This window comes from Janthinobacterium sp. SUN211 (assembly GCF_030587315.1).
Classification (GTDB): domain Bacteria; phylum Pseudomonadota; class Gammaproteobacteria; order Burkholderiales; family Burkholderiaceae_D; genus Janthinobacterium; species Janthinobacterium kumbetense.
In genome coordinates, this window is the sequence record NZ_JAPWIC010000005.1 from 430,301 (window position 1) to 451,745 (window position 21,445).

General features: G+C 63.9%; 23 protein-coding genes and 2 tRNA genes. 13 read left to right on the forward strand and 12 right to left on the reverse strand.

Annotated elements, in window-relative coordinates; translation table 11 throughout:
* Position 1 precedes the first annotated feature (1 nt).
* From ftsH to O3301_RS19350, 5 genes are all read left to right on the forward strand, one after another.
* Positions 2-1,882: an ATP-dependent zinc metalloprotease FtsH gene (gene ftsH / locus O3301_RS19330; RefSeq protein WP_035817778.1), complete on the forward strand. Its 1,881-nt coding sequence runs from the start codon at positions 2-4 to the stop codon at positions 1,880-1,882.
* A 105-nt stretch (positions 1,883-1,987) separates the two neighbouring features.
* Positions 1,988-2,821, forward strand: a complete 834-nt coding sequence (gene folP, locus O3301_RS19335) for a dihydropteroate synthase (RefSeq protein WP_251351226.1) — start codon at positions 1,988-1,990, stop codon at positions 2,819-2,821.
* Positions 2,822-2,861: 40 nt separating this feature from the next.
* On the forward strand, positions 2,862-4,199 hold the full coding sequence (gene glmM, locus O3301_RS19340; RefSeq protein ID WP_305057194.1) for a phosphoglucosamine mutase: 1,338 nt from the start codon (positions 2,862-2,864) through the stop codon (positions 4,197-4,199).
* A gap of 81 nt (positions 4,200-4,280) precedes the next feature.
* Positions 4,281-4,357 (forward strand) — tRNA-Pro (locus tag O3301_RS19345).
* 94 nt (positions 4,358-4,451) lie between these two features.
* Positions 4,452-4,526 (forward strand) — tRNA-Arg (locus O3301_RS19350).
* A gap of 84 nt (positions 4,527-4,610) precedes the next feature.
* On the opposite strand, the gene O3301_RS19355 is transcribed toward O3301_RS19350, so the two are convergent.
* From O3301_RS19355 to O3301_RS19365, 3 genes are all read right to left on the reverse strand, one after another.
* Complete coding sequence (locus tag O3301_RS19355; RefSeq protein WP_251351227.1) at positions 4,611-4,790, reverse strand: hypothetical protein; 180 nt, start codon at positions 4,788-4,790, stop codon at positions 4,611-4,613.
* Between the two features lie 145 nt (positions 4,791-4,935).
* Positions 4,936-5,502 (reverse strand): PEP-CTERM sorting domain-containing protein, encoded by a 567-nt coding sequence (locus tag O3301_RS19360; RefSeq protein ID WP_305057195.1) that lies wholly within the window; start codon positions 5,500-5,502, stop codon positions 4,936-4,938.
* 289 nt (positions 5,503-5,791) lie between these two features.
* Positions 5,792-6,343 (reverse strand): GbsR/MarR family transcriptional regulator, encoded by a 552-nt coding sequence (locus O3301_RS19365; protein ID WP_170909696.1) that lies wholly within the window; start codon positions 6,341-6,343, stop codon positions 5,792-5,794.
* A gap of 138 nt (positions 6,344-6,481) precedes the next feature.
* Here O3301_RS19365 and cydD point away from each other — a divergent pair, with 138 nt between their 5' ends.
* From cydD to cydX, 5 genes are all read left to right on the forward strand, one after another.
* Positions 6,482-8,170: a thiol reductant ABC exporter subunit CydD gene (gene cydD, locus O3301_RS19370; RefSeq protein ID WP_305057196.1), complete on the forward strand. Its 1,689-nt coding sequence runs from the start codon at positions 6,482-6,484 to the stop codon at positions 8,168-8,170.
* Positions 8,167-9,849 carry an amino acid ABC transporter ATP-binding/permease protein gene (locus O3301_RS19375; protein WP_305057197.1) on the forward strand — a complete coding sequence of 561 codons (1,683 nt, stop codon included), beginning with the start codon at positions 8,167-8,169 and terminating at the stop codon, positions 9,847-9,849. Before cydD ends, O3301_RS19375 begins: the two co-directional genes overlap by 4 nt.
* Positions 9,850-9,963: 114 nt before the next feature.
* Positions 9,964-11,541, forward strand: a complete 1,578-nt coding sequence (locus O3301_RS19380) for a cytochrome ubiquinol oxidase subunit I (protein ID WP_289905483.1) — start codon at positions 9,964-9,966, stop codon at positions 11,539-11,541.
* Between the two features lie 13 nt (positions 11,542-11,554).
* On the forward strand, positions 11,555-12,709 hold the full coding sequence (gene cydB / locus O3301_RS19385; RefSeq protein ID WP_099664485.1) for a cytochrome d ubiquinol oxidase subunit II: 1,155 nt from the start codon (positions 11,555-11,557) through the stop codon (positions 12,707-12,709).
* A 22-nt stretch (positions 12,710-12,731) separates the two neighbouring features.
* Positions 12,732-12,857, forward strand: coding sequence for a cytochrome bd-I oxidase subunit CydX (gene cydX, locus O3301_RS19390; protein WP_077402854.1), 126 nt, complete (start codon positions 12,732-12,734; stop codon positions 12,855-12,857).
* 63 nt (positions 12,858-12,920) lie between these two features.
* Here the strand turns inward: cydX and O3301_RS19395 are convergent, their stop codons facing one another.
* On the reverse strand, positions 12,921-13,133 hold the full coding sequence (locus tag O3301_RS19395; RefSeq protein WP_099664484.1) for a hypothetical protein: 213 nt from the start codon (positions 13,131-13,133) through the stop codon (positions 12,921-12,923).
* Between the two features lie 124 nt (positions 13,134-13,257).
* Positions 13,258-13,437, reverse strand: coding sequence for a hypothetical protein (locus O3301_RS19400; protein WP_099664483.1), 180 nt, complete (start codon positions 13,435-13,437; stop codon positions 13,258-13,260).
* Between the two features lie 158 nt (positions 13,438-13,595).
* Between O3301_RS19400 and O3301_RS19405 the strand changes: the two genes are divergently transcribed.
* The gene (locus O3301_RS19405; RefSeq protein ID WP_305053195.1) at positions 13,596-14,315 is read left to right on the forward strand and encodes a hypothetical protein; all 720 of its coding nucleotides are present in this window, start codon (positions 13,596-13,598) and stop codon (positions 14,313-14,315) included.
* Positions 14,316-14,396: 81 nt separating this feature from the next.
* Here O3301_RS19405 and O3301_RS19410 read toward each other — a convergent pair whose 3' ends face one another.
* The 3 genes from O3301_RS19410 to O3301_RS19420 all read right to left on the reverse strand — a co-directional run bounded on the left by O3301_RS19410 (position 14,397) and on the right by O3301_RS19420 (position 15,910).
* Positions 14,397-14,786, reverse strand: a complete 390-nt coding sequence (locus O3301_RS19410; protein WP_289905478.1) for a hypothetical protein — start codon at positions 14,784-14,786, stop codon at positions 14,397-14,399.
* Between the two features lie 124 nt (positions 14,787-14,910).
* On the reverse strand, positions 14,911-15,285 hold the full coding sequence (locus O3301_RS19415) for a DUF1294 domain-containing protein (RefSeq protein ID WP_305057198.1): 375 nt from the start codon (positions 15,283-15,285) through the stop codon (positions 14,911-14,913).
* Between the two features lie 58 nt (positions 15,286-15,343).
* On the reverse strand, positions 15,344-15,910 hold the full coding sequence (locus O3301_RS19420; RefSeq protein ID WP_305057199.1) for a methylated-DNA--[protein]-cysteine S-methyltransferase: 567 nt from the start codon (positions 15,908-15,910) through the stop codon (positions 15,344-15,346).
* Positions 15,911-16,004: 94 nt separating this feature from the next.
* On the opposite strand from O3301_RS19420, the gene O3301_RS19425 reads away from it, so the two are divergent.
* Complete coding sequence (locus O3301_RS19425; RefSeq protein WP_289905475.1) at positions 16,005-16,766, forward strand: nucleotidyltransferase domain-containing protein; 762 nt, start codon at positions 16,005-16,007, stop codon at positions 16,764-16,766.
* A 15-nt stretch (positions 16,767-16,781) separates the two neighbouring features.
* Here O3301_RS19425 and O3301_RS19430 read toward each other — a convergent pair whose 3' ends face one another.
* Positions 16,782-19,016, reverse strand: a complete 2,235-nt coding sequence (locus tag O3301_RS19430) for a TonB-dependent siderophore receptor (protein WP_305057200.1) — start codon at positions 19,014-19,016, stop codon at positions 16,782-16,784.
* A 324-nt stretch (positions 19,017-19,340) separates the two neighbouring features.
* Here O3301_RS19430 and O3301_RS19435 point away from each other — a divergent pair, with 324 nt between their 5' ends.
* On the forward strand, positions 19,341-20,219 hold the full coding sequence (locus tag O3301_RS19435; protein ID WP_305057201.1) for a hypothetical protein: 879 nt from the start codon (positions 19,341-19,343) through the stop codon (positions 20,217-20,219).
* A 3-nt stretch (positions 20,220-20,222) separates the two neighbouring features.
* On the opposite strand, the gene O3301_RS19440 is transcribed toward O3301_RS19435, so the two are convergent.
* From O3301_RS19440 to O3301_RS19450, 3 genes are all read right to left on the reverse strand, one after another.
* On the reverse strand, positions 20,223-20,621 hold the full coding sequence (locus O3301_RS19440) for a bacteriohemerythrin (protein ID WP_099664476.1): 399 nt from the start codon (positions 20,619-20,621) through the stop codon (positions 20,223-20,225).
* Between the two features lie 300 nt (positions 20,622-20,921).
* Positions 20,922-21,077 (reverse strand): hypothetical protein, encoded by a 156-nt coding sequence (locus O3301_RS19445; RefSeq protein WP_180278567.1) that lies wholly within the window; start codon positions 21,075-21,077, stop codon positions 20,922-20,924.
* Between the two features lie 151 nt (positions 21,078-21,228).
* Positions 21,229-21,414 (reverse strand): hypothetical protein, encoded by a 186-nt coding sequence (locus O3301_RS19450; RefSeq protein WP_099402374.1) that lies wholly within the window; start codon positions 21,412-21,414, stop codon positions 21,229-21,231.
* Positions 21,415-21,445 lie beyond the last annotated feature (31 nt).

Consider the following 21,445-nt stretch of genomic DNA (forward strand, 5'->3'; position numbering starts at 1 on the left):
CGTGAATAACATGTTTTCCAAATCTGCCATCTGGGTAGTCGTATTGCTGCTGTTGTTCATGCTGTTCAAGCAATTCGACAGTCATGGCGCCACAGGCGGCAGCAAGGCCATCGCTTATTCCGATTTGCTGGATGAAGTCAAAGCCAAGCGCGTCAAGGATGTCGTGATCGAAGGTTCGTCGATCACCGCCAAGCTGATGGACGACACCAAGGTGCGTACCACCGCCACCAGCCTCGACAAGGGCTTGATCGGCGACTTGCGCGACAATGGCGTGCATTTCGATGTGCGTCCGCCCGAGGAAGCGTCTTTCCTGCAAACTATTTTTGTTTCCTGGTTCCCCATGCTGCTGTTGATCGGCGTCTGGGTCTTCTTCATGCGTCAGATGCAAGGCGGCGGCAAGGGCGGGGCATTCTCGTTCGGCAAGTCGAAGGCGCGCATGATGGATGAAGCCAGCAACACCGTCACCTTCGCCGATGTCGCCGGTTGCGACGAAGCGAAAGAAGAAGTCAACGAAGTGGTCGACTTCCTCAAGGACCCGAGCAAATTCCAGAAACTGGGCGGCCGCATTCCCCGCGGCGTGCTGATGGTCGGTCCTCCGGGCACGGGTAAAACCCTGCTGGCGCGCGCCATCGCCGGCGAAGCCAAGGTGCCGTTCTTCTCGATTTCCGGTTCCGACTTCGTGGAAATGTTCGTCGGCGTCGGCGCCAGCCGCGTGCGCGACATGTTCGAAAACGCGAAAAAGCATTCGCCATGCATCATCTTCATCGATGAGATCGACGCTGTCGGCCGTCACCGCGGCGCCGGCATGGGCGGCGGCAATGACGAACGCGAACAGACCTTGAACCAGTTGCTGGTCGAGATGGACGGTTTTGAAGCGAACTCCGGCGTGATCGTCGTGGCCGCCACCAACCGCGCCGACGTACTCGACAAAGCGCTGCTGCGTCCGGGCCGTTTCGACCGCCAGGTGTCCGTCGGCTTGCCCGATATCCGCGGCCGCGAGCAGATCTTGAACGTGCACATGCGCAAAGTGCCTATCGGTACCGACGTGAAAGCCGATATCCTGGCCCGCGGCACCCCCGGTTTCTCGGGCGCGGACCTGGCCAACCTGGTCAACGAGGCAGCCCTGTTCGCCGCGCGCCGCAGCAAGCGCCTGGTGGAAATGGCGGACTTCGAAGATGCGAAAGACAAGATCTACATGGGTCCCGAGCGTAAATCGATGATCATCCGCGAGGAAGAGCGTCGCAATACGGCTTACCATGAGTCCGGTCACGCCGTCGTCGCCAAGCTGTTGCCGAAGGCCGATCCCGTGCACAAGGTAACGATCATGCCGCGCGGCTGGGCCCTGGGTCTGACGTGGCAGTTGCCGGAACACGACAACTTGTCCGCCTACAAGGACAAGATGCTGGAAGAAATTTCCATCCTGTTCGGTGGCCGTATCGCCGAAGAAATTTTCGTGGGCCAAATGTCCACGGGCGCGTCGAACGACTTTTCGCGCGCCACCAAGCTGGCCCGTTCCATGGTGACCCGCTTCGGCATGTCCGACAGCATGGGCGTGATGGTCTATGAAGACAGCGAAAACGAAGGTTTCTTCGGTGGCGCCACGAAGACGATCTCGGAAGCGACGCAGCAAAAGGTCGATGCTGAAATCCGCAACATTCTCGACAAGCAATATGCATTGGCGCGCACCTTGCTGGAAGGCAACCGCGACAAGGTCGAAATGATGACCAAAGCCTTGCTGGAATGGGAAACCATTGATGCAGAGCAAATCAATGACATCATGGCCGGCCTGGAGCCGCGTCCACCGAAAGTCATCCCGCCTCGCCGCAATGCGGGCGACAGCGGCACGGGCGGCATCTCGCCCAACGTGACGGCGCCAGCCTGATAGCGACCACTGCCTGATTAGCGGCATGCAAGAGAAGGGTAAGGAGCAATCCTTGCCCTTTTTCGTTGCCGCCGCAGTTTTTTCCTGACGACTACAAAGAATCACATGCGACACTATTTGCAATTCGGCCGTTTCGGCTTCAACCTGCAGGGCACGCAGGCGCTGGTGATGGGCATCTTGAACATCACGCCCGACTCGTTTTCCGATGCGGGCCAGTACCAGCACCTGGAATTTGCCATTTCCCGCGCCGAGCAGATGATCATGGACGGTGTCGACATCATCGACATCGGCGGCGAATCGAGCCGCCCCGGCGCGCCGCCGCTGCCGCTGCAAGACGAGTTGCAGCGCGTCATGCCGGTGCTGTACGCCTTGCGCGACTGCGGCAAGCCTCTGTCCGTCGACACCTACAAGCCTGAAGTGATGCGCGAAGCCATCCTGGCGGGCGCCGACATGATCAACGATATCAACGGTTTCCGCGCGCCGGGCGCCATCGACGCCGTGCGGGACAGCGATTGCGCGCTGTGCATCATGCACATGCAAAATGTACCGGAAACCATGCAAGCCCAGCCGCAGTACGAAGACGTGGTGCGCGAAGTCATCGACTTCCTGCGCGAGCGCATCGACACGATGACGGCGGCCGGCATCGCCCGCGAGCGCCTGTGCGTCGATCCCGGCTTTGGCTTCGGCAAGACGGTGGAGCAGAACTACGCCTTATTGCGCGCCACGCGCCAGTTGCGCAGCGAACTAGGCCTGCCCGTGCTGGCCGGGCTGTCGCGCAAGTCGATGATCGGCGCCGTCACGGGACGTCCCGTCGAGCAGCGCCTGGCCGGCAGTGTCGCCGGTGCACTTGCTGCGGTAGCGCAAGGTGCGGAAATTATCCGTGTGCATGATGTAGCTGAAACCGTCGATGCACTGAAGGTCTGGCGCATGGCACACTGAGCCTGTAAGATTTATCATAAACAACAAAAAGAGAAATACTATGACGCGTAAATATTTTGGCACGGATGGCATCCGCGGCCTGGTGGGCACGGCTCCGATCACCCCCGACTTCGTCATGCGCCTCGGCTATGCTGCCGGCAAGGTGCTGGCCAAGTCGCAAGGCGGCAAGGCGCGACCGACGGTGCTGATCGGCAAGGACACGCGCATTTCCGGCTACATGCTGGAAGCGGCGCTGGAGGCGGGCCTGTCGGCCGCCGGCGTGGATGTGATGCTGGCCGGCCCCATGCCGACCCCGGCAATTGCCTACCTGACGCGGGCGCTGCGCCTGTCGGCCGGCGTGGTCATTTCCGCCTCGCACAACCCGTACCACGACAATGGCATCAAGTTCTTTTCCGGCCAGGGCACCAAGCTGCCCGACAGCGTGGAACTGGAAATCGAAGCGGCACTCGACGAGCCCATGGCTTGCGTGCCCTCGGACAAGCTGGGCCGCGCCAAGCGCCTGGACGATGCCCAGGGCCGTTACATCGAATTTTGCAAGGGTACCTTCCCGAACGAGCTGGACTTGCGCGGCCTGAAGATCGTCGTCGATTGCGCGCATGGCGCCGCCTACCATATCGCGCCGCACGTGTTCCATGAGCTGGGCGCGGAAGTCATCGCCATCGGCAACAAGCCCGACGGTTTCAATATCAATGCGGGCTTCGGCGCCACGGCAACCAAGGCCATGGCCGAAGCCGTCGTCGAGCACGGCGCCGACCTGGGCATCGCCCTCGATGGCGACGCCGACCGCCTGATCATGTGCGATGCCACGGGCCGCTTGTATAACGGCGACGAGTTGTTGTACGTCATGGTCAAGGACCGCCTGGCGACGGGCCCCGTGGCCGGCGCCGTCGGCACCCTGATGACGAATATGGCGCTGGAAGTGCTGTTCAAGCAGCAGGGCATCGGCTTTGCGCGCGCCAAGGTGGGCGACCGCTACGTGCTGGAAGTCATGAAGGAAAAGGGCTGGATACTGGGCGGCGAAGGTTCCGGCCATCTGCTGTGCCTGGACAAGCACACGACGGGCGACGGCATCGTTTCCGCGCTGCAAGTATTGTCCGCCCTCAAGCGCAGCGGCCAGAGCCTGCAGCAATGCCTGGCCGAACTGGTGCTGTTCCCGCAAACCTTGATCAACCTGCGCGTGGCGCCCGGTTTCGACTGGCAAAAAAATGCCGCCATGGTGGCCGAAAAAGAACTGGTCGAGGCCGAGCTGGGGGACACGGGCCGGGTGCTGATCCGCGCTTCCGGCACCGAGCCGCTGATCCGCGTGATGGTCGAGGCGAAAGATAAGGAAAAGGCCGAGTCGATGGCGCGCCGCATTGCGGATAAAGTGGCTGTGTAAAGGCAGGCGCCGATAGTTATTTCCATCTAATTCGTCTATGGCAATTGACGAAATTGGGTGGGGGCGTTATTATCTTGTCTTCGGAGTGTGGCGCAGCCCGGTAGCGCACCTGGTTTGGGACCAGGGGGTCCAAGGTTCGAATCCTTGTACTCCGACCAAAGTCATAAGCGGGCTGTCAGAAATGACAGCCCGTTTTCTATTCCGCGCTGGCATTTCATTGCTGGCGCGCATGGATTAAAATACTGCACCTCTCCGCCCATCGTTCAACGGATAGGACAACGGTCTTCTAAACCGTGAATGGGGGTTCGATTCCCTCTGGGCGGACCAGTTTCATACTGGCCACAATCACGCGGCGGCAAGCTGCCGCAACGCACCCCATCTTTCCCCCGCATCCGGTTTCCGCGCAGCTGTTCAGGGCTGCGCGCCCAGCACTAAGCTCAGCAAATACAGCAGCGGCGCCGCGCACAGCAGCGCGGAACACAGCGACAGTACTTTCTTGCTGGCCAGGCGTGCCAGGCGCAGCCGTTCGCGCACGGGCAAGTGCTGGCGCAGCGCATGGCGCGCGCGCGGCTGGAATGGGGATTCATGCATGTGGACTCCCTCGCAACGATGACTGAAGATGCCGGTCAGCATAGCGGGAGGGGCATAAAGACGGTGTAAAGAGTGGGCGGCGCGGCGCAAGCGCGCTGTAAACAAGGGTGCGCCGGCGCCGTGTTGAGGGTCTTGCCCGATGCTCTTATTTTACCTGGCGGCGGCGCGCCATAACGCCGAGCAGGCCCAGGCCGGCGAGCAGCATGGCATAGGTTTCCGGTTCAGGGATGGCGGAAACGTAGGCGCGGTAATTGCTCAGGTCCTTGGGCAAGCCTTCCACCGTGAAGGTCGTGCCGGCTGCGACGGGCGCTGCCCAGTGGAAGACCAGTTCGCCCTGGCCGAAATGGATGGCCAGGTAATCATAGTCCGCCGCACTCGTGAAGGAATTCACCCCGCCGCTGGCGCCTGCCGTGGTGCCGGCGGTGCAGCCTGAGGTGGCATTGTCGCAAAACGAGACGGCCGCACCCAGGCTGGTGCCGAAAACGCCGTTGATATAGCCCTGGATGTCGGTGGGACTCTGCGGCACGAGATTGTCGTTATAGTATTTCACCATGAGGGCAGGTGACGGCGAGTAAGTGACGGTGCTGCCTTCGATGCTGAAACCGCTGGCCGGTCCCACATCGACCCATGTAGCAGCCTGTGCCACGCCCATGCAGGCCGTCAGGGCGGCCAGCATGGATGCCCGTATGGCAATGCTTGTTATGCTTTTCATGAAAATCCCCTTTTATTTTATTGCAGACATTTCACTGCTTCAGGGTGCGCGCCGTCCGGTCAGGGAGGTCGACTTGTCGCCCGGTCGCCTTTGCGTGAGTACGCATATGCAAGCTTAGTCTTGATGTAAATTAATACAATTTAAATAATGCTATTGGCATGCTTGACAACATCGCATACGGCTATGTATGGCTGTGCTGGCGAAAGCCTGCGCGGCGAGCGGAAATGGCGTGACAAGGCACGCTAGCTTGTGCTAGCAATGCATTGAGTAGGGAGAGGGGCGGCGGGTTTCAGTCGCTGTTATTGCTGACGCCGAACAGGCGATCCTTGGCATTGAGCAGCTTTTGCACCTTGGCGCCCATTTTCATCAGCTGCGCCATCGATTCGGGCGACAGGCGCTGCAAGTCGTCGAACCAGGTGTTGGCCAGGTCGACCAGTTCATACATTTCGCGCATGCGCTCCTGCGCATACTGGTCGACGGGTTCCGTGGCCGGCGCCAGCAGCGATTCGCGCAGCACCGTCAGGGTGGGCGCCACTTCGCGGCGGCGGCGCTCGGCGGCCACCACGCGGAAGATTTGCCACACATCGCCCAGCGAGGAAAAATACTCGCGCCGGTCGCCGGGGATGCGCGACTGGCGGATCAAGCCCCAGCCCTGCAATTCCTTCAAGCCGATGCTCACGTTCGAGCGTGAAAAACTCAGGTGTTCCGCGATTTCATCCGCGTGTAAAGGATGCTCTGCGACAAACAACAAGGCGTACACTTGCCCCACTGTCCGGTTAAAGCCCCAGCGGCTGCCCATCTCGCCGAAATGGCTGACGAAGGTCAGGATCAGCGGCGTCATTTGGATATGTTGAGTTTTCATAATTATCTGAATTTTTTCACGCCACACCCGCAGGGTCAATTGATATATGTCATGTTTCGCAGTATTATACAAAATATCGAATTTACAGAAAATTCTGAAAACTCAAAAAGTATAGATATGCCTACCACGCCGCTGTCCTTGCCCCGCTTTATCCTTCCCCGTGCCGCCAGCCTGGCGCAGGGCGGCGCCGCGTTGCTGTGGCTGCCGCAAGCGGCCCTGCTGGCCTGGGCCGTGCAAGCCATGCTGGCCGGTGCACCCTGGCGCGCGGCCCTGTTGCCGGCCGCCGGCGTGCTGCTGCTGGGCGTGCTGCGCGCCGGTTGCGAAGCGTGGGGCGCGCGGCGCATGTATGCGGCGGCGCGCGACCACCTGTCCACCTTGCGCGCGCAAGTGGCGCAAGCGCTGGCGCAGCGTTCGCCGCTGGACCGCCAGCGCGCCCAGTCGGGGCAGGCGGCCAGCGTCATCGCCGAACAGGCCGAAGCCATCGTGCCCTACCTGGTGCGCTACAAGCCCGCGCGCTGGAAAGTCATGCTCGTGCCGCTCGTGATCCTCGCCGTGGTGACGCCCCTGTCGTGGATCGCCGCGCTGATCCTGCTCATCGCCGCGCCCCTGATTCCCGTCTTCATGGCCCTCGTGGGCATGGGCGCGCAAGCGGCCAGCCGCGCGCAGATGGTGGAAATGGGCGGCATGAACGCGTTTCTGCTGGACCGCCTGCGCGGCCTGGCCACCCTGCGCGCGCTCGACGCCGTCGACGCCACGGCCGCACGCCTGGACGCCTCGTCGCAATCCGTGCGCCGGCGCACGATGGTGGTGCTGCGCATCGCCTTCCTGTCGTCCGCCGTGCTGGAACTGTTTTCCGCGCTCGGTGTCGCCATGGTGGCCGCGTTTATCGGTTTTTCCTTGCTGGGCAGCATCAATTTCGGCACCTGGGGCCGCGAACTGAGCCTGGGGCAGGGCTTGTTCATCCTGCTGCTGGCGCCCGCGTTTTTCGAACCCTTACGCGAACTGGCCGCCGTCTGGCACGACAAGGCGGCCGGCGAAGCGGGCCTGGCCGGCCTGCACGACCTGGCGGCCGAAGGCGTGCCCCTGCCCGGCGCCGGCGTGGCAGCCGCTGCCGTCTCCGCCGCCGCCATGGCCGTGGCGCCGCCGCCCGCTATCGAAATCCATCAACTGCGCTTTGCCCATCCCGGTGAGGCGCGCGTCTTCGACGGCTTCGACCTGACCGTGCGCGCCGGCGAACACGTCGCCCTGCTGGGCGCCAGCGGCGCCGGCAAGACCACCTTGCTGTCCCTGCTGGCCGGCCTGCTGCCCGCCAGCGGGGGCGAGATCCGCATCGGCGGCGTGCGCCTGACCGACGGCACCGTGAATACCTTGCGCCAGCGCATGGCGTGGATGGGCCAGCGTCCCCACGTGTTTGCCGCCTCCGTCAGCCAGAACGTGACCCTGGGCCGCGTGGGCGCGCATGCCGCGCAAGTGACGCAGGCGCTGCACCTGGCCGACCTGGCTGCCGTGGCGCAGGCGCAGCCGGCCGTCATGCTCAGCGATGGCGGGCAGGGCCTGTCCGGCGGTGAAGCCGTGCGCCTGGCCCTGGCCCGCGTGGTCCTGCATCCGCACGCGGACTTGCTGCTGGTCGATGAACCGACGGCCCACCTGGACAGCGAAACGGCGGCGCGCGTGACGGACGCCTTGCTGGAATTGGCGAAAGGCAAGACGATGATCGTCGCCACGCACGACCCCGTGCTGGCCGGGCGCCTGCAGCGCACGGTGCAGGTCGATGCCCTGGCGCAGGCACAGGAGTTGCGCGCATGAACACCACATTGATCTCGAATCCCGTCCTGCGGCAATTACTGCTGGCCCAACCAGGCAAGCTGATCGGGGGCGCCTTGCTGGCGGCCCTGACGGCGGTGTCCGGCATGGCCTTATTGGGCTTGTCCGGCTGGTTCATCACGGCCACGTCGATTGCCGGCCTGCATGCCTCGACGGCCATCCTGTTCGACGTGTTCGGCCCGTCGGCCGGCATCCGCCTGCTGGCCATCGGCCGCACGGGTTCGCGCTATGCGGAACGCCTCGTCACGCACGACGCCACGTTCGCCGCGCTGGCCAGCATCCGCGTGCAACTGTTTCGCGGCTGGTCGCGCCCGGAAGCGGCCAGCCGCCTGCTGCGCCAGCCCGCCAAGCTGCTGTTCCGCCTGACGGCCGATATCGATGCGCTCGAATCGCTGTATCTGCGCCTGCTGGTCCCTGCCTTCACGGCCCTATGCGCGGCCTTGCTGGCTGGCGTGGCGCTGGGCGTGATGCAGTGGCAGCTGGGCCTGGGACTGGCCGCGTGGCTGCTGGCCGCCGGCGGCGGCATCAGCTGGAGCGTGGCGCGCCGCGCCCGCCGCCCGGCCATCCTGCGCTCGCGCGCCATCGAAAAACTGCGTTCCGGCGCCATCGACCTGGTGGCCGGCCAGACGGACCTGGTGATGGCGGGCCGCATCGACGCCCAGTGCGCGGCGCTGGCGCGGATCGACCGCTCGCTGGCGCAAGCCGATTTCACCCTGCTGCGCCTGGAAACGGCGGCGGGCGCCGCGTATGGCGTGGCCGGCAGCGCGACCCTGGCCGGGGTGCTGCTGGCCGTCGCCGCGCTGGTGCAGCAGCAGGCGCTGAGCGTGCCGGCCGCGGCGCTGGCCCTGCTGATCGCCCTGACGGCCGTGGAACCGTTTGCGGGACTGCGCCGCGGCGCGCTGGAAGCGGGGCGCATGCTGCTGGCCATGCGCCGCCTGGCGCCGCGCCTGGAGCAGCAGGATGTCGCCACGCTGCCCCTGGATGCCGCACCGGGCTTGCGCCTGGAACGCGTCAGCGCCGCGCATGCGGGCAGCCATGTGGCCATCCTGTATGACGTATCGCTGCACATCGCCGCCGGCGAGCGCGTGGCCTTGATCGGCCCCAGCGGCGCGGGCAAGTCCACCTTGCTGGCCCTGGCCGCGCGCGAGCTGGCGCCATTGTCGGGCAAGGTGAGCGCGCCGCGTGCCTGTCTGTTCACGCAGAAGACGGAATTGTTCCAGGACAGCTTGCGCGACAACCTGCGCCTGGCCGATCCCGCCGCCAGCGATGCGCAGCTGTGGGCGGCGCTGCAGGCGGCCGGCCTGGACGACGAGGTGCGCGCCCTGGCGGGCGGCCTCGACACCATGCTGGGCGAGGGCGGCCTGGGCTTGTCGGGCGGGCAAGCGCGGCGTTTGGCGCTGGCGCGGCTGTTCCTGCACGAATCGACCTTGTGGCTGCTCGACGAAGCGACGGAAGCACTGAATGCGGGGACGGCAAGCGACGTCCTGCAGCGTTTGCGCGCCCGCTGCGAAGGGCGCAGCTTGCTGATCGCAACCCACTTGCGGCGCGAAGCGGCGCTGGCGGACCGGCTGCTGCGCATCCGCGACGGCCGCATCGTCGAAGAGCTGCGGCGCGGCACGGATGGCTTCGAAGCGGCCCTGGCGGGCTTGCGGGGGGATTGACAAGAACGGAGACAGGCGGTGCCGCACGCCAGCCCGAGGGCGGCGGAACCAACCGAACAGCATCAGATAGATACCAAGTTTACAATTACAGTAGGGAAACACCAAGGAAATCATATGGACTTCGATATTGTCGCTTTATCCAGACTGCAGTTTGCGCTGACAGCCCTGTACCACTTTATATTCGTTCCGCTGACGATAGGCCTGTCAGTGATCCTCGCCATCATGGAGACGGTTTACGTGATGACGAACCGCCCCATCTGGCGCGACATGACCAAGTTCTGGGGTGTCTTGTTCGGCATCAACTTCGCCATGGGCGTGGCGACGGGCATCGTCATGGAATTCCAGTTCGGCATGAACTGGAGCTACTACAGCCATTATGTGGGCGACATTTTCGGCGCGCCGCTGGCCATCGAGGGCTTGATGGCCTTCTTCCTGGAAGCGACCTTCGTCGGCCTGTTCTTCTTCGGCTGGGACAAGCTGTCGAAGCGGGGCCACCTGGTCACGACCTGGCTGGTGGCCATCGGTTCGAACTTCTCGGCCCTGTGGATCCTGATCGCCAACGGCTGGATGCAAAATCCCGTCGGCGCGGCCTTCAATCCGCAAACCATGCGCATGGAAGTGACGGATTTCGGCGCCGTGCTGACGAATCCTGTTGCTCAGGCGAAATTCGTGCACACGGTGTCGGCCGGCTATACGGCCGCAGCCGTGTTCGTGCTGGGTATTTCCGCCTGGTATCTGCTGAAGGGCCGCCACGTGCAGCTGGCCAAGCGCTCGATGACGGTGGCCGCCTCGTTCGGCCTGGCCGCCTCGCTGTCGGTGGTGGTACTGGGTGATGAAAGCGGCTACCTGTCGTCGGAACACCAAAAGATGAAGCTGGCCGCGATCGAGGCCATGTGGACCACGGAGCCGGCCCCGGCCGCCTTCACGGCCTTCGGCTTCCCCGACGCGAAAGCGCGCGAGACGCATTACGCCGTGCACATCCCGATGGTGATGGGCTTGATCGGCACGCGTTCGCTGACGACGGAAATCCCCGGCATCGAACAATTGGTCGACCGCGGCGAACTGCTGATCAAGGATGGCATCAAGGCGTATGACGCGCTGCAAACCATCCGCAGCGTGGCGCCGGGCAGCCCCGTGCCGCAGGATGCGAAGGACATGTTCGAGTCGAAAGGCCAGTCCATGGGCTATGCCTTGCTGCTGAAACGCTACGTCGACGACCCGCGCCAGGCCACGCCCGAGCAAATTCGCAAGGCCGCGCTCGATACCGTGCCGCCCGTGGCGCCCCTGTTCTGGTCCTTCCGCGTGATGGTGGGCCTGGGCATGTTCTTTATCTTGCTGACCGGCACCTTCTTCCTGCTGTCGACGCGCCGCACCCTGGACAAGCACCGCTGGCTGCTGAAGCTGGCCGTGTTCGCCATCCCGCTGCCGTGGGTGGCCATTGAAGCGGGCTGGATCGTGGCCGAAGTGGGCCGCCAGCCGTGGGTGATCGAAGGCGTGCTGCCGACGGCCGTGGCCGTCTCGAACCTCGGTGCTTCGACCCTCCTGATCACGATTGCCGGCTTTGCCGCCATCTACACGGTGCTGTTGATTATTGAAATGAAGCTCATGCTCAAGGCCATCCGCAAGGGGCCGGAAGAGAAGGCGCCGGCCCCCGTGCCAGCCCCCGCAGCCATTCATACTCAACGCGCCTAAGGAGGGCCAGACCATGATTTTGCATGAAATGATTTCTTACGAAACACTGCGCCTGATCTGGTGGCTGCTGATCGGCATCTTGCTGGTGGGCTTCGCCATCACGGACGGCTTCGACCTGGGCACGGGCATCCTGCTGCCTTTCGTCGGCAAGACGGACCTCGAGCGCAGGGTCGTCATCAACAGTATCGGTCCCGTGTGGGAAGGCAACCAGGTGTGGCTGATCCTCGGCGGCGGCGCCATCTTTGCCGCCTGGCCGCAGCTGTACGCCGTGTCGTTTTCGGGCTTTTACCTGGCCATGTTCGTCATCCTCGTGGCGCTGATCGTGCGCCCCGTGGCCTTCAAGTTCCGCAGCAAGCGCGAAGACCCGCGCTGGCGCGCCCGCTGGGATGCGGCCCTGTTCGTGGGCGGCTTCGTGCCGGCCCTGATCTGCGGCGTGGCCATCGGCAACGTGCTGCAAGGCGTGCCGTTCCGTTTCTCGCCAGACATGCATATCTTCTATGACGGCAGCTTCTTTGCGCTGCTCAACCCGTTCGCGCTGCTGTGCGGCCTCGTCTCGGTGGCCATGCTGGTGATGCACGGCGCCACCTGGCTGCAGCTGAAAACGGACGGCCCGGTTGCCGAACGGGCGCGCCGCTACGGCAGCGTGGCGGCGCTTGCCACCGTCGTGCTGTATGCGCTGGCCGGCGTGGCCCTGTGGCTGTGGGTCGATGGCTACCGCATCAGCAGCACGGTGGTGGTCGACGGTCCGTCGAACCCGATGCTGAAAACGGCGGAAGTGCACGTGGGCGCCTGGTTCCTCAACTTTGCCGCCCATCCCTGGACCTGGATCGCCCCTGCGCTGGGCCTGCTTTGCCCGCTGCTGGCCTTCGCCTTCCAGCGCGCGCGCCGCGAAGTGCCCGCCTTGCTGGCCAGCGCGGCTGGCATCGCCGGCATCATCCTCGGCGTGGGCGCGGCCATGTTCCCGTTCATCCTGCCATCGTCGATCGACCCGCGCGCCAGCCTGACGGTGTGGGATTCCTCGTCCAGCCACATGACCCTGTTCATCATGCTGGTCGTCACGGCCGTCTTCATTCCCCTCATCGTGGCGTACACGACGTGGGTGTATAAAGTGCTGTGGGGCAAGGTTGATGCAAAAGCAATCAAGGACGACAGCGGTCACGCCTACTAAGAATCAACGAAAGGATATAACTATGTGGTATTTCGCCTGGATACTGGGTCTTCCGCTGGCGGCGACCTTCGCCGTGCTCAATGCGATGTGGTATGAAGTCGCCGATGGCGACACGACGCCCGAGCAGTACCGCGACACGTCCGATTAAGTCCGTGCCGGTTTGACTGGCCCCGCCCCGTGCGCATGCACCGGGCGGGGCTTTTGTTTTGGATCAAAGCAGGATGAATTCGCCGCGGATGCGCAGCTTCATGCCGCGCGGCGCGTCGGCGCCCGCCGCCACGGCCCAGGCCGTGATCCATTGCGCGCAGCGTTCGCGCTCGGCCGCATCGTGCAAGCGTTGCAGGCGCGCATCGGCCCGGTCGATGCGCTGGGCCAGGTACAGGCGCTGGTCCAGGGGATCCGTCTTTTTGCTGTAATGCTGCATGGCGTTTCCTTTCCGCGTAGTAACTTCGTTCGGTCGTGGCATAGCCATCTACGCGGGGGCGGGGCGTCCGGATTCAGTTCAGGCAAAAAAAAGCCACCGCAACGGTGGCTGGCAAGGCGTGCCTTCAGGGCGGCGTCTTGCCGGCTGGTTTTGGCGTGGCAATGGCGATCGGGTCGCTGGCCGGAAAGCTTTCCTTCAGCGCTTCATCGAGCGCTTCCTCGGCATGACTTTCGCTGGCCGGCGTGGGCGAATCGCGTTCCGGTGGCGGGGCAGGTGCGGTGGCGGCGTTGGTGCTCGAATGCATGGTGATCCCCTCGCGGTAGTGCGCCAGGCGGCCGGAATGGGCATGGCGCGTGCTGATGCTTCTAGCCTAGCACATCGCGCAGCGTCCCGCTGCGCCTGCCGAAGGGGATGAGGACGAGGTCTGCTACACTGCGCTCCACTTTTATCGATGGAACCGCCATGACTGCCATATCCCTGCCATACCGCGCCACCGCCCTTGACGCCTGTGCCTGGCTGGCTGAACAGACGGGCACGCCGTGGACCCTGGCGCGCTTGCTGGAGCAGGGCGGCTTGCCCTACGTCTGGCTCGATTACAGCGACGCATGGGCCGAGCTGTTCCATGACGGCGTGACGCGCTATGCGGCGCCCGTCGTGTTTATCGGGGACAAGCAGCACCTGGCCTCGGGCGCGGACGACGTATGGCTGCGCTTTACGCGCGACTCGGGTAATATCGCCATCGAACTGAAGGCGCCGGGCTTGCGCGCGCCGCTGGACGGCTTGCACTTCCAGGAGCGCGATTTGTTGCGTTTGCTCAAGGAGTTGCAGCATCCGCAGCCGGATGTCGCAGAGGCGGACAAGGGCCCGGTGGTCTTGCCCAGCGCCTTGAAGGGCCTGGCCCGCGAGCAGATTTTGATCGCCTTTGCCGGCGTGGGCAAGGTCGACCTGGACAAGGGGCTGGCCAGCGGCGTGGGCATCTTCGGCGACGATGGCGCGCGCGTGCGCAAGAATTCGCGCGGCGGCAAGAACAGCCATCTGTGGCATCCGGTGACGTTGGCGTTCGGCTTGCACGACGTGCACCGCGTGCCGATGGCGCATCTGAAGAAGGCGTTCGCCACGCAACCATTGCTGCGCGAATGGAAGGCGGACTGGCTGGAATCGCTGCGCCTGCTGGGCGAGTAAGCAGATGCCTGCCGCGCGTCGTTCATCGCGCCTTGCGCTCGGCACGCGGCATCCTGTACGACGGCATCAGGCTGTCCGCGTTTATTCGCTTTCCTCGATCCTGCCGCCGCATTGCGTATAGCAGCTTCGGTAATCCGCCTCGCATTGCCACGTTGCAGAGTTGTTTGAGGAACAATATTGGCGTTTCTTCGAGCACAGTTCCCGGTCCGCATCTGTTTTCGCCACGGCCAGGCAGAGGGAAACGGTACTGACGTTGCGCATCTCGCAAGCTTGTGCCTGGGCCGCGGCAACTTGTTCCTTGCCGGCTATGCATATTTGCCGATTGGTCCCGCAACTCGTCACGCATTGACGCCCCGCATCGGAGTCCGGGGGAATAAAGCGATAGCTTGTGCAGCCCGCCAAGGTGATAGCGAAACAAATCGCGGCGGCAAGGCGGAACAGGAAGGAATTGTGGAATTGCAAGGTACGCATGGTCGAAAAGGGCTTTCCCGTGTAAATGAATTGGCTTGAATATCGTGAATATTGATATTCTGACAGGCGATCATTTCAAGAACAACGGGCTGCAATAATTGTTACATCTTGGTAGGAGGCGGTTTTACAGTTCGATGGGCGCCACGTCGGTGCCGATATCGGGCGCCGCGTAATGCATGCTGAAATACACGAAGGCGCCGATATTGAGGGCGACCGTGATCCAGAACAGGATGCGGAACGAGCGCTTGCTGGACTTGTGGCGCAGCCATTGCTGGGCCAGCACGGCGCCCGGCCAGCCGCACAGCAGCCCCAGCAGCAGCAAGGTGCGTTCCGATGTGCGCCAGCGGCCCCCTTTGGCGGCCGATTTGTCGATCGCATAGGCAACGAAACAGCTCAGGCTCAGCACGCCATACACGAGGGCGACCAGGGCGGGGATGTGGAAAAAGAACGTGGCCAGCAAATACAGGACGACAAAGAACAGGATGACAAGGTAGGGCATAGGGTGTGTTTGCTTGAACGGAGGGCGTGAGTATCCCACAAGGGGAGCGATGCCGCGCCTAAAACAAGCAGCCTTGCGCCGTATCGATGGGCACGGCGCGGCGGCGGGCGTGGCCCGTTTTCAGCGCTTCGCGGTCGCTGGACAGGGCGATGCCTTCCAGCGCCAGCAGGGTTTCCTTGGCATGCAGGCCGCCCGCAAAGCCCGTCAACTCGCCCGTGGCGCCGATGACCCTGTGGCAGGGGGCGATGATGGAAATGGGATTCTTGCCGTTGGCGGCGCCCACGGCGCGCACGGCGGCGGGACGGCCGATCTGGCGCGCGATCTCGCCATAGCTGCGCGTCTGGCCATACGGTATCGTCAGCAGTGCGCGCCACACTTCTTGCTGGAAAGGCGTGCCGGCGAAATCGAGCGGCACGTCAAAACGCTGGCGCGTGCCGGCGAAATATTCCGCCAGCTGGCGCGCCGTTTCCTGCAGCACGGCGCAACCGTCATCGACGCGCATCGCGCCCAGGCGCACGCGGTTGGGCTTGTCGTTTTCCCACAGGATGGCGGCCAGGGCCGTCCCGCGCGCCACCAGCGTCAGCTCGCCCACGGGCGAGGGCACCACGATGCAATCGTATTCCATGTTGGTTCCTTGATCAGAGAGCGCCAGTGTAGCAGGATGGCGGCAGGCCGCGTATCGCGTGTAGGATAGTGCTTTTCGGCAAGGAGCACTGGCTGTGACAGACATTTCCACCTATGACGCTATCCGCGCGATCGCCGTGCGGCTGGTGCGTGAACGCTATCCCACGGCCGTGGCGGCCATCATCGGCGGCTCGTTCGCCACGGGCCGGCAGACGCCCACTTCCGACATCGACTTGCTGCTGCTGTTCGACCACGTCGATTGCGCCTGGCGCGACACCCTCGTGGCCGAAGGGCGCACGGTGGAACTGTTCGCGCACGACATGGCCACGTTCACGTATTTTTGCAAGGAAATCGATGCGCCGGGCGGCAAGGTGCCGCTGGTGATGATGGTGGTGGAAGGGGAAAACATCCTTGCGCCCGGAGCGCAGCACGCGCAGCTGCTGGCGCTGGCGCAAGCCATCGTCGCAGCCGGGCCGCCCTTGCTCGACGTGGAAAACCTGCAGCGGCGCCGCTACGCCATCACCACGGCGCTGGAAGACCTGGTCGACAGCGCGCACCCGGGCGAGGCGCTAGCCGTGGCTTGCCAGCTATACGAAGCGCTGGCCGACCTGCATTTGCGCGCGGCGGGCGTATGGAGCGGCGGCGGCAAGCATCTGTTCCGCCGCCTGCAGGCGTTCGACGCCGCCGTCGCCGGGCAGCTGGACGGCGCGCTGCGCCTGGTCGCCAGCGACTTGCCGGCCGGCCAGCATGCGTTCGGGCAGGTGGCCGCCGCCGTGCTGGCGCCCGTGGGCGGTCCTTTGCTCGAAGGCTTCACTTTGCCCGCGCCCGCGCACTGGCGCAGCGCGCCGGCAGCCTGATGCACTGCGTCCCGCTTAAAATGCCGTGCGCACGGCCAGGCTGATGTTGCGCGGTTCGCCCCAGAACACGCCGTCGAAGAAGCCCACGTTGCGGTAGTACTTTTTGTCGAGCAAGTTATTCACGTTCAGCTGCACGCTGGCATGGCGGTTGATGGCATAGCTGGCCATGGCGTTGACCAGCGCATAACCGGCTTGCGGGATGTTCGTCATCTCGCTTGACGGCGGACGGCCGTACCACGATTCGCTGTAGGTGGCGCTTTGCGCCGTCATGCTGGCGCCCGCTTTCAGCCCTGCCAGGCGGCCGTCGAAACGGTAGCTGGTGGCCAGGCGCAGCAAATGGCGCGGCTGCGTGGTGGCGGCGCGGCGGCCATCGGCCTCGGCCGCGTGCAGATAGGTATAGCCGCCGCTCGCTTCCCAGGCGGGCGTTAACTGGCCGGAAACGTCGAATTCGACGCCCTTGGCCGTCACGCCGGCGCCGTTGGCCACCATGGCCTGGCCGCCGTCGGGCAGCAAAAAGCCGGGCGGCACGGAACGGTCGAGTTCCGCCAGGTTCTTTTTCTTCGTGTGGAACAGGGCGGCCGACGCATTCAGCTTGCCTTCATAGAATTCCCCCTTGACGCCCAGCTCGGCATTGTCGCCCGTTTCCGGCGCCAGGAACTGGTTGTTGCGGTCCTTGCTCGTTTGCGGGTTGAACAGCTGCGTGAAGCTGGCGTAGGCCGAATATTGCTTGTTGATATCGAACACGGCGCCCACGTACGGCGTGACTTCATTGCGCGTTTCCACAAAGTCGCTGCTGCCCGTGTACACGCCTTGCGTGTTGTAGCTGCGCGTGTCCGTGCGATAGGTGCTGCTGCGCGCGCCGATGATCACGTGCAGCGGGTCGGCCAGGCTCAAACGCGTGGCCACATAGCCGCCCGCCAGGCGCGTCACGCTTTCCGTGTGCGAGCCATCCGGGGTGAACACGGGGCGGGGGATGTTGCCCGTCCAGCTGCGGTAATCGGGGACCACAGGTTCATAGTCGATTTTCGCCTTGCCGCCGGGGGAGCGATCCTGGCCGTTATTGCCATTCCAGCCGATGATGGCCGTGTGCTTGCGTCCCAGCAAGGTAAATGGTCCGCTGGCGTAGACGTCGAAATTGTCGCTGTTCCTTTCTCCCGCACCCCGGGCGCCCGTCCACAGTTCCATGCCTTTACCCGTGGCGGGATCGGGATAACCTTTGCCCGCATACAGAACGGTGGTGCGGTTCGTGCTTTCCGTGCGCGCATAGCCGAGGTGCAGATTCCAGTTGCCCGGCAGGCGCTGGTCCACCGAGGTGAACACCGTGTGCTGCTTTTCGGCCCAGGTGCTCCATGGCGCCGTCCAGCTGGTGTTGCGCGGCAAATTCGCCAGGCTGCCGTCCGCGTTCCAGTAGGGCACGGCGCCCCAGGTGGCGCCCGTGGGCTGGTTGTCCTGGAAGTCGACGCCCGCCGTCAGCAGGGTGCCGGGACGCAGGTCCGCCTCGACGATGAGCATGCCGACCGTCTTGCGTTCGTGATACATGTCCAGGTAGGAGTCGCGTTTTTGCCAGGCCAGGGCCGTGCGCGCGCGCACGCTGCCCTGCGCGTTCAGCGGCGTGGACAGGTCGGCCTCGACGCGCTGATCATCCCAGCGGCCCATGATGAGGCCGGCGCTGGCCTGGAATTCCTTCGTCGGCCGCTTGCGTATCATGTTGATGGTGGCCGACGGGTCGCCCTTGCCGCCCATCAGACCGGTGGCGCCGCGCACGACCTCGATGCGGTCGTACAAAATCGTGTCTTGCAGCGGCGCATTGCCGCCGCGCGCCATGCCGTCGATCTGGATATTGTTGATGCCGAAGCCGCGCGCATAAAAGGTCGTGCGCTCCGTGTCATTCTGGCCAACCTGGATGCCCGTCGTCTGCGCCAGCGCCTGGTCCAGGCGCACGGCGCCCAGGTCGTCGAGCAACTGGCGCGTGATGACGCTGACCGATTGCGGCGTTTCGCGCAGGGACAGGTCCATGCGCGTGGCGCTGCGCGCTTCGCCTGTCGTGTACGACTGCGTGCCTTCCGTGCCGGCCATCGACTGGCCCAGCACGGTGACGGCCGGCATGGTGACGTCGGCCGCGGCGGCGTCGGCGGCCTGGGCCGGCAAGACTGTGCCGGCGGCTAGGCTCAGCAGGGCGACGTGTAACAGGCGGGGGAGGGGGCGCAAGGCGGGCTGGCGCGAAGGAGGGAAGACTGTCGTTGATTGCATCATTTTCCTGGCATATTGTAGTTGTGTGTTTTCCTATCTCGTCTGGCGAGGTGCGCAGTAGCTGGGGGATGGCGTGACGCTGGCCCGTGGTCTGGCTTGGATAGCAGTTCCACCGCAAGGCCCGGCGCGTGCGGGCAGTGGAAAAGAAGGGCGCGCGATTCCCTCCACTTATGTGAATAAGAATCATTATCAATATAAGTTGTATTTGTTAAATAATCAAGCGTGCGCACCAAAAGAGTGCGACCAGGCCAAGGGCGGCGCATGGGCTGGCCTTCTGCGATAATGCAGGCGCTGATAAAATATTTTCCTCATTGAAAGAAATGCATGCGTACATGGATCGCTTGTGCCGGATGGTTGTGTGTCGTGTCGCTGGGCCAGGCCCAGGAGCACGCGCCGCCGGCTATCCCCGCGCCGCTGCAGAGCGCCAGCGTGCCGCCCGCCGCCGTCGCGCCACCGCCGCTCGTGCCGCCACCGCTCGTGCAGCCACCCCCTGCGCCAGCCACGCCCGTGGCGCCAGCGGCGCCGGCGGGCGCGGAGGAAACCTTGCCATCGCAAACGGTGACGGTCACCGCCAGCAGCGACGCCAAGGCGCCGCGCGTGCGCTTCACGGCTTACCGCGACAGTTATCTGACGGCCCGGAAAGTGTGGCAAGTGTCGAGCGGCAGCGTGGTCATGGCCCTGCGCCTGATTCCGGCCAAGCTGAGCGCCACCATCGACGACGTGCGCGTGGCCTTGCAAGGCAATGGCGCGCCCATGCCGATCAAGGTGTCCGACGGCGGCGTGTTCGTCGTGCCGCTCAACGAAGACATCGCCGCGCAGGACGGTACTTTCCTGGTGAATAAGAGCAGGGGCGAGTTGACGGCGAATATCGTGCTCCAGCCGTCCGTGGCGCGCGATGCCTGGAACGTCAAGCGCGTGGGGCAGGTCTTGCAGGACGCCCGGCGCGCCGTGCGGGCCATCACGCCGTGGTACAAGCGGCCGTTCGCCAGCGACGTGCAATCGCTGGCGTTTTGCGCTGCCGAGCGGGGCAGCGCGCTGCAACTGGTCGAAGGCGAGCAGCTGATCGCCACCCTGCCCATGAACGAGGCAGCCGTCAACGACATCAACCAGCCCGTGTTTTGCAAGATTTTCGATGGCGAAGACAAATACCCGGGACACTACCGCGTCGTCTTGCCCGAGCAAGCCACGGTGCTGCTGCTGTAGAAGCTAGCTAGGCTGGCGCTGCACCAGCTCCAGCGCCGCCGCCAGGGCCAGGTCCATCGTGGCCTGGTGAAAGATCAGCCATTGCGGCAACAGCGACAGCGCATGGCGCCCCTGTTCCAGGTCGCCTTCATCGACGGCGGCCCAGGCATGGTGCAGACCGCTGAGCACGCGCGCATGCTGTTCGCGGTGGTTGGCCAGCGAGGGAAAGGCGATTTGCTCCATCAAATCCTCTTCCTCGCGGAAATCGCGTTCGACGGCCGCGATCAGCTCGCGAAACGCCATGCTGAAATGCTGGTCGCCCAACTGCTGCAGCCGCGCCAGTTCCTGAAACAGCGCCTCATGCGCCTCGTCGATGACGGGAACGCCCAGCGCCATCTCATCCTTCCAATCCGATTTACCCATGCTGATGCTCCAGGTTAAGTCCGTCACGGTGCGAAGCGGACTGTTCCAGTTTGGGCGCAGCAAAGGTGGAAATCCATGATCTGGATCAAAAGTGTGGTGAAGAGGGAAGGAAGGCAATACGAAAAAAGCAAAGAACATAAGGGAACAAATCCCCACCCGCAACAAAGCGGTTTTCATCGATGCGACGTGATACCGAGCGCCGCTGAAAAACGCCGCTGGCAAGGCGTCTTTGACGAAGACAGTACGCGAGTACGGCAAGTCAAAGCAACGCAGTCAGCGGTGTTTTCTCAGCCGCGCGTCTTATTGTTTGGGCCAGTGGGCCCACATGCCTTGCGCATCAACATTCGGCACCTGCAACTGCTGCCCGGCGGACGTTTGCATCGCGTCGCGCAGCACGAGGGGTACGAGCAGCAAGGCCGACAGGGCAAGGCAAGCCAGCACTTTGAGCGTCAACATGGTCGTCTCCCGGTGTCCCGGCGGCGGCGCGGGGATGCGGCGCCTGCCGGTCACTTCCTTATGTACTACCATGCTTGCAGTTTAGTTCATCTGATTGAAACTTCAATTTATTGCTGTGATGCACCGCACCAGTTCGCCCATTGCCAGGAGCTTATTTCGCCTTGCGGCTGCGCCGCGGCTTGCCTGTTGGCGGCAGGAAGGAATCGAACCACACTTGCGTCAATTGCCGCGTATTTTTCGCCGCTTCGCGCTTGACGGCGGCCGTCGCATGGCCGCGCGCCGTGTTGGCGATGCGGTTGGCGGCGCTCAGGTACATGCTCATCCAGGGGTTTTTCATGGGAAGCCTCGCAGACAGTGGGTGGGGCGGC